Below are 12355 nucleotides of genomic sequence, written 5' to 3'. Positions count from 1 at the left end.
CAGGGCTTTTGCCCGGGCTTTCCCACGGCCGCAAGCACGGAGAACCCAGGACCGAGGGAACACGGGTCAGTCCCGGTACACCGCCGTCGAACCCCGCACCACCAGCTCCGGCGTGAACAGCACCCGCTCGTGGACGTGCTCGCCGTGGTTCAGCTCCGACTCCAGCAGGCGCATCGCCGCCCGGCCCAGTTCGTACTTGGGCTGGGCCACCGTGGTCAGCCCCGGGTGCACCAGGTCGGCGAAGTCCACGTTGTCGTAGCCCACCACCGACATGTCCTCGGGCACCCGCAGGCCCCGCTGGCCCAGGCCCTTCATCACGCCGAGCGCGAGCTGGTCGTTGGCGCAGAACACCGCCCGCGGCCGCTGCCGCGGCCCCCCGCCCAGGATCGCGTCCACCGCCCGCTCGCCCTGCTCGGGGTTGAGCAGCGGCTGCTCGACCACCCGCACGCAGGAGTCCGGGTCCAGCCCGGCCTCGGTGAAGGCGTCGCGCAGCCCCTCGTGCCTGCGCCTGACCTGTTCGATGGCGAACGGCCCGGTCAGGAAGGTCACCGTCTCGTGCCCCAGCCCGATGAGGTGCCTCCCGGCCGCCATCCCGCCCGCGTGGTTGTCCACGCTGACGCTGCACCCCACGTCCTCGGCGACGTCGCCCCGGTCCAGGGCCACCCAGAAGGTCCCCTGGCGGCTCAGCCACAGAAGGTCCGACAGGTCGTCGTCCACCGGCATCACCACGGCCCCGGCCGCGCGCTGCTCGGCCAGCAGGCGCACGTTGCGCTGCTGGCGCTCGCGCTTCTCGGCGGAGTTGAGCAGCACCACGGCGAGCCCGGATCCGGCCGCCTCGTCCTCCACGCCCCGGGCGACCTCGGTGAAGAACGGGTTGGTCACGTCCAGCACGAGCAGCCCCACGGACTCGCTGCGGCCCGAGCGCAGGCTGCTGCCGGAGGAGTTGCGCACGTAGTCGAGCTCGGTGATGGCCGCCTCGACCCGCAGGCGGGTGGCCTCGGCGACGCGCTCGGGGCGGTTGAGCACGTTGGACACGGTTCCGGGCGAGACCCCGGCGCGCCGGGCGACCTCGGTGATACCCACGCCTCGGCGTGCGTTGGGGGACCTGGTGGACAAGGGGCTTCTCCCGTGCGTGTGCGGAGGGCGATGCGAAGCATCGTACTCACACTCCGATTGAAACGTGTCAATCCGTTGTCCGAGACGAGGTGCTCTGGGGTCCGTGGCGTGCTGGAAAGGGCTTACCTCAAGGGGGGCGTTATCGGGGCGAGACCTGCGAATTCTCGGGTGATCCTCTTGACGGTGTGATGTGGGGCACTTAACATCCACTTCATATTAAAACGTTTTTGCCATGTTCGGGGTCGCCACGCCGGACACGGCACGGAGAAGGAGGGCGCACGTGGACCCAGCAGAGGTCCCCCCACCGCTCGCCCTGGTCGACGTCACCAAGTCCTTCGGAAGCGTCCGGGCCCTGCGGGGGCTGTCCCTGGAACTGCGCTCCGGAGAGATCCACGCACTGGTGGGCGAGAACGGGGCGGGCAAGTCCACCCTGGTCAAGACCATCGCGGGGGTGCACCGACCGGACGGCGGGCAGGTGCTCGTGGACGGCCGCCCCGCGGAGTTCGCCGCGCCCGTGGACGCCCAGCGCGCCGGGGTCGCGGTCATCTACCAGGAACCCACGCTGTTCCCCGACCTGTCGGTGGCCGAGAACATCTTCGTCGGCCGCCAGCCCCGCACTCGCCTGCGCACCATCGACCGCGGCCGCATGCGCCGCGACACCCGGGAGGTCTTCGCGCGCCTGGGCGTGGACATGGACCCCGACCGCCCCGCACGCGGGCTGTCCATCGCCGACCAGCAGCTCGTGGAGATCGCCAAGGCCCTCACCCGCCAGGCGCGGGTCCTGGTCATGGACGAGCCCACCGCCGCCCTGTCCGGTGTGGAGGCCGAACGCCTGTTCACCGTCGCCCGCACCCTGCGCGACTCCGGTGCGGCGCTGCTGTTCATCTCCCACCGCTTCGACGAGGTCTTCGCCCTGTGCGACCGCGTCACCGTGGTCCGCGACGGCGCGTTCGTCTCCTGCGACCCCACCGGCGACCTGGACGTGGACACCGTCGTGCGCCGCATGGTCGGCCGCGAGGTCAGCAGCCTCTACCCCAAGGAGGAGGCCGAGCGCGGCGAGGTCCTGCTGGAGGTCGACGGCCTGACCCGCCACGGCGTGTTCGCCGACGTGTCCTTCTCGGTGCGCGCCGGGGAGATCGTCGCCCTGGCAGGGCTGGTCGGCGCCGGACGCAGCGAGGTCGTCCGCGCCGTGTTCGGCGTGGACCGCTACGACGCGGGCACCGTGCGGGTGGAGGGCAGGCCGCTGGCGCCGGGGCGGCCCCGGGCCGCCATGGCCGCCGGGCTGGCCCTGGTCCCCGAGGACCGCCGCCAGCAGGGCCTGGTCATGGAGTCCTCCATCGAGCGCAACGCCACCGCCACCCGCCGCCGAGCGCTCAGCCGCCTGGGGCTGCTGCGCCCCCGAGCCGAACGCGACTCCGCCCGCGAGTGGGGCGAGCGCCTGAACCTGAGGTTCGGCCGCCTCACCGACCCCGTCTCCACCCTCTCCGGCGGCAACCAGCAAAAAGTCGTCCTGGCCAAGTGGCTGTCCACCGATCCCCGCGTGCTGTTCGTGGACGAGCCCACACGCGGCATCGACGTGGGCACCAAGGCCGAGGTCCACCGCCTGCTGTCCGCCCTCGCGGGCCGGGGGCTGGCCATCGTCATGGTCTCCAGCGAACTCCCCGAGGTCCTGGGCATGGCCGACCGGGTCCTGGTCATGCACGAGGGCCGGATCACCGCCCACCTGGACCGCGCGGAGGCCGACGAGGAGTCGGTCATGTACGCGGCCACCGGACAGCGGCCGAGCGAGGCCGCATGACGAACACGGTCAGCACCGCCCCCACCCCCGCTCCCGCCGCGCGCCGCGGGCTCCAGTTCCGCGAACTCGGCGTGCTCCTGGCCGTGGTGGTCCTCGTGGCCGCCACCTGGCTGTACAACCCCGGTTTCCTGTCCAGCCAGGGCGTGCGCGACCTGTTCCTGGGCGCCACCGTCCTGTCCGTCCTCGCCGTCGGCCAGGCCCTGGTCCTCATCACCAGGAACGTCGACCTCTCGGTCGGCTCGGTCATGGGCCTGTCGGCCTTCGGCACCGGCCTGCTGTTCGTGACCTTCCCGGGCCTGCCCGTGCCCGTCGCGATGCTCGCCGGGGTCGGCGTCGGCCTGGTCGCGGGTCTGCTCAACGGCCTGCTGGTCACCACCGTGCGGGTTCCCGCCCTGGTCGTCACCCTGGGCACCCTGTACGCCTACCGCGGCCTCAACCACTGGTGGGCCGGGGGCGGGCAGGTCAACGCCCACGACATGCCCGACTCCTTCCTGCTCCTGGGCCGCTTCAGCGTCCTGGGCGTGCCCCTGCCGGCCGCGGTCGCCATCGTCGTGGTCGCCGTCGTGGGCTTCTACCTCGCCAGCTACCGCTCGGGCCGCGAGCTGTACGCCATCGGCTCCGACGCCGACGCCGCTCGGCTCTCCGGCATCCCCGCCGCGCGCCGCGTCACCTGGGCCTTCGCCGCCAACGGCGCCCTGGCCGGGCTGGCCGGGGTGCTCTTCGCCGCCCGCTACGGCACCGTCGACTCCACCGTGGGCACCGGCATGGAACTCCAGGTCGTCGCCGCGGCCGTGGTCGGCGGCGTGGCCATCGCGGGCGGCGTGGGCACCGTCTACGGCGCCGCGCTCGGCGCCGTCCTGCTCACCACCATCACCGCCGCCCTGCCCATCTGGCGGGTCGACCAGTTCTGGCACCAGGCGGTGGTGGGCGCGCTCATCCTGGCCGCCATCGGCCTGGACCGGCTGCTCGCGGTGCGCACCGCGAGCAGGCTTCGAGGAGGAGGTGCCCGTGGCGCCTGAACGCACCGTCACCGCCCCGCCCCCGACCGGGCTCCCGGGGGCGCCCCGGCGCGGGGCCCCGGCGGCCCCGGCCGGATCCGGTCGCCGCTCTCGGCCCGCGAGGCGCCCGTGGTGGGCGCGCTCGTGGTCACCCTGCTGGCCGCCGGGCTGTTCGTGGACATGTTCGCCACCGCGCGCAACATCGACTTCCTGGTGCTGAGCGTGGCAGCCATCGCCCTGATGGCCCTGCCGATGACGCTCATCGTCATCACCGGCGAGATCGACCTGTCGGTGGCCAGTACCCTGGCGCTGACCAGCGCCACCCTGGGCGTGCTGTGGGAGGCCGGGGTCGCCATCGAGACGGCCCTGTGGATCTGTCTGGCCGCGGGCGCGCTGCTGGGCGCCTTCAACGGGTTCCTGGTCACCGTGTGCGGGCTGCCGTCCCTGGCCGTGACCATCGGCACCATGGCCCTGTACCGGGGTCTGGCCTACGTGATGCTCGGCGACCGCGCCGTGGCCAGCTACCCCCGGAGCTGGGTCAGCGGCGCCCGGGCGCCCTTCCTGGGCGTGGAGGGCCTGCCGTGGATCGCCGTGGCGGTCCTGGCCCTGGCCGTCCTGTTCGGGGTGCTGCTGCACGCCACCGCCGTCGGCCGCTCGCTGTTCGACATCGGCAACAACGACGAGGCCGCCCGCTTCACCGGGGTGCCGGTGCGCTGGACCAAGTTCTGGCTGTTCACGCTCAGCGGCGCGGTGGCCTCCGGGGCCGGGGTCTTCTGGACCCTGCAGTACGGCACCTCCCGCGCCGACACCGCCCTCGGCCTGGAACTCCAGGTCGTGGCCGCCGTCCTGCTCGGCGGGGTGTCCATCTTCGGCGGGGTCGGTTCGGTCCTGGGCGTGCTGAGCGGCGTCGTGCTGCTGGGCGCCATCCGCAACGCCCTCCAGCTGTTCGGCATCAGCAGCGAGGTCCTGCAGATCGTCACCGGCCTCATCCTCATCGCCTCCGTCGTCACCCCCAACCTCGTGGCTCGGATGCGCGCCAGACGCGCGTCCGGACCCAGCCCCTCCTCACCCCCGGACGCGGCACCGTCCGCCGCGTCCGCCCCCACCAAGGGAGAACACTCATGACCCAGGGCCGCCCACGCCACCTGCTCCTGGCCGCGTCCGCGTTCGCGGTGCTGATGACCGCCGCCTGCGGCGGGGGCACCACCATCGAGGACGCCCAGGAGGAGAACGAGACCGGGCCGACCGGGACCGCCGACCCGGACGCGCGGATCCCCGAGGGCCTGAAGATCGACTTCCTGCCCAAGCAGCTCAACAACCCCTTCTTCGAGATCGTCAACCAGGGCGGCGCCGAGGCCGTCGAGGAGGTCGGCGGAACGGCCACCGAGCGCGGCGGCACCGAGGCCACGGCCGACTCCCAGGTGGAGTACGTCAACGCGGCCAGCCAGGCGGGCAGCGACGTCATCGTGATCGCCGCCAACGACCCCGACGCGGTCTGCCCCGCGCTCAACGAGGCCCGCGACAACGGCGCGGCCATCGTCGGCTACGACTCCGACGCCAACTGCACCGACGTGTTCGTCAACCAGTCCTCCACCGAGCTCATCGGCCGCACCCTGGTCGAGATGATCGCCGAGGACCTGGGCGGCGAGGGTACCTTCGCGGTGCTGTCGGCCACCCCCAACGCCACCAACCAGAACGCCTGGATCGCGGCGATGGAGGAGGTGCTGGCCGAGGAGGAGTACGCCGACCTGGAGCTGGTCGAGACCGTCTACGGCAACGACGACGACCTGGAGTCCTTCCAGGAGATGCAGGGCCTCATGCAGTCCCACCCCGACCTGGACGGCGTGGTCTCGCCGACCACGGTCGGCATCGCCGCGGCGGCCCGCTACGTCAGCGACTCCGAGTACCGGGGCGAGGTGGCCGTCACCGGCCTGGGCACGCCCAACCAGATGCGCGAGTTCGTGCACGACGGCACCGTGGGGCGGTTCGCCCTGTGGAACCCGCTCGACCTGGGCTACCTGGCCGGGTACACCGGCGCGGCGCTCAGGGCCGGACAGATCACCGGCGCCGAGGGCGAGACCTTCACGGCCGGACGCCTGGGCGAGTTCACCTTCGAGACCGAGGGGGAGATCGTGCTCGGCCCGCCGCAGGTCTTCGACGCCGGGAACGTGGACGACTTCGACTTCTGAGCCCGTCCCCGGGTGCCGCTCCCGAGGGCGGCACCCCGGACACGGGGAGCCTCCGCGGTCGGGCGCGCTCCCCGGTCCCGGAGCCGTTCCGGGGGGCGTCCGGCACACGGAAACCGGGCCCGGGCGACTCCGCCCGGCCCGACGTGCCGCAATCCGTACCACTTCGCACAGAACCGTCATGGTCTGTCGCGCCTCATCCGTATCCGTCCCACAGGAAGGACGTCCGTGCAGCGCGTCTGCTTCATCCTCAAGGTCCGCCGGGAACGCCTCGCCGAGTACCGGGAACGGCACGCCGAGGTGTGGCCGGAGATGCGCGAGGCCCTCAGCGCCACCGGCTGGCACAACTACTCGCTGTTCTGCACCGAGGAGGGCATGGTCGTCGGCTACCTGGAGACCGAGGACTTCGAGGCCGCCCGCGCCGCGATGGCCGAAACCGACGTCAACGCCCGCTGGCAGGCCGAGATGGCGCCGTTCTTCGAGGGCCTGCCCGGCCGTCCCGACGAGGGCATGGTGCCGCTGACCGAGGTCTTCCACCTCGCCTGACGGGGAGGGGCCCGGTGCCGGGCCCCTCCCTCCGGGCGTTCGGGGTCACTCGGCGGGCAGGTCCACGCGGATCTCCCCGCCCAGCGACGCGCCGCCCTCCAGCTCCAGGTCGTCGCCGCTCCAGAACCGCCCCGGGTCGTAGTACCCGGGCAGGCGCCCCGAGGGCAGCAGGCCCATGGCCTCGTAGGTCAGGGCGATCACCTCGGCGCAGTAGGCGGTCTCCAGCGCGCGCTCGCGCGCGCCCCTCCCGAAGGGCAGCTTGCGCAGGGGCAGGCGTCCGCGCGCCCAGCGGGCGGCCATCTGGGTGGTGGAGGGGAAGGGGGTGCCGTTGAGCCGGGCGACCGTGCGCAGGGCGGCGTCCTCCATCGCGCCGTCCGCCAGGGGGTCGAGCTGGCGCAGCCAGCCGCGCTGGCCGTACTTGCGGCCCCACACCAGGACGGCGTCGCGCAGGTCGTGCAGCTGTACGCCGCGCTGGTGCCTGCCGGTCCACACGTCGGGCAGGGACCGGCCGAGTTCGGCGTGCCACATCAGCGGCGGCAGGTCCTCGACCACGATGGACATGCCGACGTGGTTGACCGGGCTGTTCGTGGTGATCTGGATGGCGCGGTCGGCCGCGCTCGTGCCGCGGAAGACCCAGACGTCACCGGTCCGGGTGAGCTCCAGCGCCTCGTTCAGGGACATGCTCGTGTCTGCCACACCCACTAGCCTAGGGAACATGCGTTGGTGGAAGGCCCTTGGAGTGGCCGCTTTCGTGGGCGTCGCGGCGACCGGCGCGGTGATCGCGCGGGACCAGCGGCAGCGCCGTGCCTACACCCCCGAACAGGTCAGGGACCGGTTGCGTGAGCGCGCCGCCCAGGCCGGGGCCGCCGGGACGGACGAGGCGGCCGGAACGGCCGTGGAATCGGGGGAGGACCTCGGGGTGCCCGTGTGGCGCCGTCGGCTGTCCGGGCTGGCCGCCGGGGTGCGGCGTTCCGCGGCGGCGGCCCTGGGGCTGGTGAGGGGCCGCGTCGACCGTTCGGTCTGAGGCGGCCCGGCGGGGGAGGACCGGCGTCGAGCCTCCCCCCGCGGCGGGCTGGGAAAGCGTGTGGCCGGTGTGTCCCGTGTGTCGTCAGAGCGCGGCGGCCGGTCGGTCCGGGTCGGCCAGGCGGGAGACGCCGGGAACGGCCAGCGGCACGAGCGTGGTCACCAGCCCGGCCACGGCCGCGCCGACCAGCACGGGGCGCGGCCCCACGGTTTGGGCCAGGGCCCCGGCCAGCGCGTACCCGACCGGTTCCAGCGCGAAGCTGCCCACCTCGTCGACGCTGATCACCACGCTGAGCAGGTCCTGGGGGATCGCCCGTTGCAGGGCGGTGTGCCAGTACACGCCCAGGAGCATGAAGCCCGTGCCGGTGGCGGCGTAGCCGGTCAGCAGCAGCCAGGCGGGCATGCCACACCGCGCGCCCAGGACCAGGCCCAGGAGCAGCGGTCCGTGTCCGGCCAGCACCAGGCCGACCACGGCCACGGGCAGCATCGCCGAGCCGAGTTCGCCGGAGCCCCTGCCCGCGAGGAGAAGGCCGAACCCCCGGTGGCGCAGGGTCGGGGGCAGCGCACGCGTACCCATCGGGGCCTCCTTGTGACAAAGCCCCCAGTGTGCCGGTGGCCCCCGTGTCCCGGCGAGTGGTTTTCCGGCGGACGCGGGACGGTGACGGTGTTCTTCGCGGCCTCTCCGGCGGCGGAGGAGCCGGGTGTTCCCGCGTGTTGCGCGGGTAGGGGGGCGTGTTCCAGGGCGGGGGGAGCGTGCCCGGGACGGGGCGCGTTGTTACCCACTGGTACTACCGACTGGTAGCTTTGCTCTGTTGCGGTGGCCGTACGGCCGCACCCGGACACGGACAGCGAGGAAACAGGCAGTGCACGAGGGCGTCCTCATCCGGCCCCGACCCGTTCCCCGGGCAGGCTTCCGGATCTTCCTGCTGCACCACGCGGGCGGATCCTCCCTGGGCTACCGGCCCTGGGTGCGCCACTTCCCGGCCGACTGGGAGGTGTGCCTGGTGGAGGCGCCCGGACGCGGCCGGACGGCGGCGGAGGAGCCCTTCCGCAACGCCGGAGAACTCGCCCGCCACCTGCGCGCGCACCTGGCCCCCGAACTGGACCGCCCCTTCGGGTTCTTCGGCCACAGCATGGGCGCGCTCCTGGCGCACGAACTGACCGCCCTGCTGGCCGCCGACGGCCCCGCCGACCCCGCCTGGCTCGGGGTGTCGGCGTGGAGTCCGGCCCCGGGGCCCGAACACGACGATCCCCGGCACCTGCTGTCCTCCGAGCGGCTGCGTCGGAGCATCGCCCGCATGGGCGGGACCGCCGTCGGTTCCCTGGACGACCCCGAGCAGTGGAAGCTCGTGGAGCCGCTGATCCGCGCCGACCTCGAACTCGTCGACACCTGGCGCCCGGATCCGGACGCCCCGCCGCTGCGGACGCCGCTGTCGGTCTTCGGCGGCCGGGACGACCCCGGCGTCACGCCCGAGCGCCTCGCCGCCTGGGACGGCCGCGCCTCGGGGCCGGTGGAGCGCCACATCCTGCCCGGCGAGCACTTCTACTTCGTCGGCCGGACCGGCGACGTGGTCGCCCGGATCGTCAAGGACGTCCAGGCCGCCCTGCCCCAGGAGGTCTAGACACGCTGTCCCGCGGCGTGCGTCGCCGGTTCAGCCCCGGAACTCCTCGGTGTTCCACGTCCGCCAGACGCTGCGCGTGTCGGGTACCCCGGGGCGGTCGAGGAGCCAGAGGACGTAGGCGGCGTGGCGGCGCGCCCACGGATGGTCCGACCCGGCGGCCGCCGTCAGCCTGGCGCGCAGGTCCTCACCGTCCAGGACGCGGGCCACCCGCACGTACTCGCGGTCCTTGCAGCGGTAACGCCGCCGGACGACGGTCTCGACCAGGTCGCTGAGCCTGGCCCTGACCGCCTCGTCGTGCCCGGCCACCGCCACGTCGCGCACGAGGCGCTCCTTCGTGCCCCACTTCTTGGCGTGCCGGGTCCACTCCCGCGGGTACTTCGCCTCCCACTCCAGGTAGAGCAGCGCGTACGGGAGGCCGGGCCATGCCCGGACGTCCCCCCGGGGACGGTTCCACAACGCATCGGGCAGCAAGTACCCCTGGGACTCCTGGACCGGCGCGTAGGCCTTGAGGTACTCCGCCTTCCGGTGCCCCTCCCGGTCCCCGGGGACCGGGGTCCGCAACCACTCGTTGAACCGGGTGACGGCCGCCCTGACGTTCTCCCGGGCCTCAGCGAGGCGGAGCAGGGCCGCGGCGCGTTCGGCGGGATCGTCCGCCGTCAGTCCGTACGCCCAGCCCAACCGCGCGTCCCACGCACGGCCGTCATCGCCGCCCGTTCCCGAGCCCGGTCGCCCCGCCACCCGTTCCACCCCTTTCCCCAGCTCCTGCCGGGGCGGCGCGGAACCCGTCACGCCGCCCCGGTCCGGTGCGTCAGCTCCCGGACGCGATGACGTAGCCGGGCCCGTCCGCCGCCAACTCCACCCGCTCCGAACCCTCCAGGACCACCCGAGCCCCGCCGCCCCGGGCGAGCACCTCCAGACCCGAGACGTCCAGGTCGGCCAGGGCCGCGGACAGCCCCCCGTGCGGTCCGTCGGCCAGGTGCACCAGCACCACCCGGCCTTCGAGCGAGCGCAGGAACGTCATGTGGTGCGGCCCCGCGTCCAACCAGCGCAGGCCGCCGGTCTGGAGCGCGGGCAGCTCCCGGCGCAGGGCCAGCAGCCGGGTGTGCGCCTCCATCGTCCCTGTGTCCCACGCCTCGGGCCGGTGCCAGGGCATGGGCCTGCGGGCGTTCTCCCCGTCCACGCCCTCCATGCCGATCTCGTCGCCCGCGAACACGAACGGCACGCCGGGCAGGGTCACCTGCGCCGCCACCCCGACCTCGTGCCGGCCGGCGTCGCCGCCCACCACGGTCCGAAAGCGCGTCGAGTCGTGCGTGCTCAGCGCGTTCACGCTGTGCGTCAGCACCCGCCAGGGCAGCCCGGCGTTGGTCGCGCGCATCGCCCGCACCGCCTGTTCGGCGCCGCCGCGCGGCAGCGGCGAGTCCGTGCGCAGGTAGCGCACGTGCTCGGGCGCGGTGTTCAGCCAGGTCCACACCGGCCGGGTGAACCCGGCGTAGTTCATCACCCCGTGCCACCCGTCGTGGTGGGTGTCGGGGCCCGCGTCGTGGAAGTGCTCGGCCAGCAGCCACGAACCGTCGCCGCCCCGCCGGTCGTCCACCTCGCGCATCCGTGCCGCGATCTCCCCGGAGACCTCGCGGTTGAGGTCCTGCGCGCCGTTGCGCCCGGTCATGTTGGCCACGTCGACGCGCCATCCGTCCAGCGCGTCCGGCCCGGTCAGCCAGCCCACGAGCACCGAGTCGTCGGCGCCGTAGACCCTGCGCCGCAGTTCGGCCGAGGAGTAGTCCAGCTTGGGCAGGCTGGGCACACCCAGCCAGCCCACGTAGCCGTCCGGGTGGTCGGTGAAGTGGTAGAACCCCGCCTCGGCGGAGTCCGCGTCGGCCCGAGCCGCCAGGAACCACTCGTGGGCGTCCCCGGTGTGGTTGGTGGTCAGGTCGCCCATCACCCGCATGCCGCGCTCGTGCGCGGCCCGCGCCAGCTCCCGCAGGGCCCGGTCCCCGCCCAGCAGCGGGTCCACCTCGGAGAAGGTGGCCGCGTCGTAGCGGTGCGTGGAGCGCGCCGGGAAGACGGGGGTCAGGTAGACCACCTCCACGCCCAGCGCGGCCAGGTGGTCCAGGCGGCGGCGGACCCCGTCGAGCGTGCCGCCGAAGTACTCGCGGGTCGCGGTCAGCCCGAAGGCGGAGGGCTCGTCGTCCCAGGAGCGGGGCAGCGCCCAGTCGGGGTGCTCGGCCGGGGGCTCGACGGAGTCGTCGTCGCGGGCGAAGCGGTCCGGGAAGATCTGGTAGACGCTCGTGCCCGGAACCCACGCGGGCGGCGGGGGACCGTCGATCAGCCGGAAGTCCGCCGCGTCGGTCACCTCGTGTCCGTGGACGCCCTCCTGGTTGAGCCAGGTGTACTCGGTGCCGCGCACGATCGCGAACCGGTAGTTGGTCACCACCGGGCGCAGCGGCACACTCGCCTCGAACCAGACGGCGCCGTCCGAGGCGTGCGTCCTCTCCGCCCGGAAGGTGACGCCCTCGCCGTCCTCCACCACGCGGGCGTACACCGCGTCCGCGCCTCCGGGCACGCGCACGCGCAGTCGCGCCCGGCCCTCCCCGACGCTGACGTGGTCGGGGGATCCGTCGTGGTGGGGGTCGCGGACGAACTTCATGGGGCGGCTCCTGGGCTGCGGGGTGCTGACACGTGAGCGGACCCCGCCGCGTGGGCGGCGGGGTCCGGTCCGGACTGGTCAGTATCGCAACGGGAGTCGGGCGTCGCGAATCCTTTAAGCACCAGCCCGGGTCTTGTGGCGCATGGTGCTTCCCGGCGGCGTCCCGCGCATGAGGCCCCAGGGGATCGGGGGCGGCTCCGCGGGCGTCGTAGGCGGGTCGGCGGGTGCGTTTCGGGGCCGTCCGTCTGGGAGCGCTCCCAGACGTGCTGGTCACCTTAACGGCCGCGATACGCGGTGTAAAGGGGTCGTGACGGACCGGTTCGGGTCCTGTTCGCGGGGCTCGGCGTCCGCGGACACGGACGGGTCGGCGGACGGGGGTGCGCCCCTCCGGCCGGATGCCGAGTCTGTTGCCCTTCCCCCCT

Annotated in this window: 11 protein-coding genes and 1 pseudogene; 7 read left to right on the top strand and 5 right to left on the bottom strand. The window is 73.5% G+C overall.

Features of this window, described 5'->3' with window-relative positions; genetic code table 11:
• Positions 1 to 66: 66 nt before the first annotated feature.
• Positions 67 to 1116, bottom strand: a complete 1050-nt coding sequence (locus tag NDAS_RS11400; RefSeq protein ID WP_013153334.1) for a LacI family DNA-binding transcriptional regulator — start codon at positions 1114 to 1116, stop codon at positions 67 to 69.
• Positions 1117 to 1396: 280 nt separating this feature from the next.
• Here NDAS_RS11400 and NDAS_RS11395 point away from each other — a divergent pair, with 280 nt between their 5' ends.
• The 5 genes and pseudogenes from NDAS_RS11395 to NDAS_RS11375 all read left to right on the top strand — a co-directional run bounded on the left by NDAS_RS11395 (position 1397) and on the right by NDAS_RS11375 (position 6644).
• Positions 1397 to 2914, top strand: coding sequence for a sugar ABC transporter ATP-binding protein (locus NDAS_RS11395; RefSeq protein ID WP_013153333.1), 1518 nt, complete (start codon positions 1397 to 1399; stop codon positions 2912 to 2914).
• A complete protein-coding gene (locus NDAS_RS11390; RefSeq protein ID WP_013153332.1) occupies positions 2911 to 3933 on the top strand; it encodes an ABC transporter permease in 1023 nt (340 codons plus the stop codon). The genes NDAS_RS11395 and NDAS_RS11390 overlap by 4 nt, the downstream gene beginning before the upstream one ends.
• A pseudogene (locus tag NDAS_RS11385) lies at positions 3917 to 5037 on the top strand (ABC transporter permease). Before NDAS_RS11390 ends, NDAS_RS11385 begins: the two are co-directional and overlap by 17 nt.
• On the top strand, positions 5034 to 6101 hold the full coding sequence (gene rhaS / locus NDAS_RS11380) for a rhamnose ABC transporter substrate-binding protein (protein WP_013153330.1): 1068 nt from the start codon (positions 5034 to 5036) through the stop codon (positions 6099 to 6101). Before NDAS_RS11385 ends, rhaS begins: the two are co-directional and overlap by 4 nt.
• A gap of 225 nt (positions 6102 to 6326) precedes the next feature.
• On the top strand, positions 6327 to 6644 hold the full coding sequence (locus NDAS_RS11375) for an L-rhamnose mutarotase (RefSeq protein WP_013153329.1): 318 nt from the start codon (positions 6327 to 6329) through the stop codon (positions 6642 to 6644).
• 45 nt (positions 6645 to 6689) lie between these two features.
• Here NDAS_RS11375 and NDAS_RS11370 read toward each other — a convergent pair whose 3' ends face one another.
• Positions 6690 to 7325: a hypothetical protein gene (locus tag NDAS_RS11370; protein ID WP_041552720.1), complete on the bottom strand. Its 636-nt coding sequence runs from the start codon at positions 7323 to 7325 to the stop codon at positions 6690 to 6692.
• Positions 7326 to 7383: 58 nt separating this feature from the next.
• Here NDAS_RS11370 and NDAS_RS11365 point away from each other — a divergent pair, with 58 nt between their 5' ends.
• Positions 7384 to 7668 (top strand): hypothetical protein, encoded by a 285-nt coding sequence (locus NDAS_RS11365; protein ID WP_013153327.1) that lies wholly within the window; start codon positions 7384 to 7386, stop codon positions 7666 to 7668.
• An 84-nt stretch (positions 7669 to 7752) separates the two neighbouring features.
• On the opposite strand, the gene NDAS_RS11360 is transcribed toward NDAS_RS11365, so the two are convergent.
• Positions 7753 to 8244 carry an MFS transporter gene (locus tag NDAS_RS11360; protein WP_013153326.1) on the bottom strand — a complete coding sequence of 164 codons (492 nt, stop codon included), beginning with the start codon at positions 8242 to 8244 and terminating at the stop codon, positions 7753 to 7755.
• Between the two features lie 286 nt (positions 8245 to 8530).
• Between NDAS_RS11360 and NDAS_RS11355 the strand changes: the two genes are divergently transcribed.
• Positions 8531 to 9289: a thioesterase II family protein gene (locus tag NDAS_RS11355; protein WP_013153325.1), complete on the top strand. Its 759-nt coding sequence runs from the start codon at positions 8531 to 8533 to the stop codon at positions 9287 to 9289.
• 30 nt (positions 9290 to 9319) lie between these two features.
• On the opposite strand, the gene NDAS_RS11350 is transcribed toward NDAS_RS11355, so the two are convergent.
• Both NDAS_RS11350 and NDAS_RS11345 read right to left on the bottom strand, forming a co-directional pair.
• Positions 9320 to 10027 (bottom strand): hypothetical protein, encoded by a 708-nt coding sequence (locus tag NDAS_RS11350; protein ID WP_041553138.1) that lies wholly within the window; start codon positions 10025 to 10027, stop codon positions 9320 to 9322.
• A 70-nt stretch (positions 10028 to 10097) separates the two neighbouring features.
• Positions 10098 to 11933 carry a glycoside hydrolase family 13 protein gene (locus NDAS_RS11345; protein ID WP_013153323.1) on the bottom strand — a complete coding sequence of 612 codons (1836 nt, stop codon included), beginning with the start codon at positions 11931 to 11933 and terminating at the stop codon, positions 10098 to 10100.
• Positions 11934 to 12355: the final 422 nt, after the last annotated feature.

Source organism: Nocardiopsis dassonvillei subsp. dassonvillei DSM 43111, from assembly GCF_000092985.1.
Lineage (GTDB): Bacteria > Actinomycetota > Actinomycetes > Streptosporangiales > Streptosporangiaceae > Nocardiopsis > Nocardiopsis dassonvillei.
Note: the sequence above shows the minus strand (reverse complement) of the source record. Positions and strands in the feature narration are given on the sequence as shown.

Bases quoted from the DNA above. Each gene is read 5' to 3' on its own strand.
- NDAS_RS11390 (WP_013153332.1), top strand. From the start codon at position 2,911: ATGACGAACACGGTCAGCACCGCCCCCACCCCCGCTCCCGCCGCGCGC.
- rhaS (WP_013153330.1), top strand. From the start codon at position 5,034: ATGACCCAGGGCCGCCCACGCCACCTGCTCCTGGCCGCGTCCGCGTTC.
- NDAS_RS11370 (WP_041552720.1), bottom strand. From the start codon at position 7,325: ATGTCCCTGAACGAGGCGCTGGAGCTCACCCGGACCGGTGACGTCTGG.
- NDAS_RS11360 (WP_013153326.1), bottom strand. From the start codon at position 8,244: ATGGGTACGCGTGCGCTGCCCCCGACCCTGCGCCACCGGGGGTTCGGC.
- NDAS_RS11345 (WP_013153323.1), bottom strand. From the start codon at position 11,933: ATGAAGTTCGTCCGCGACCCCCACCACGACGGATCCCCCGACCACGTC.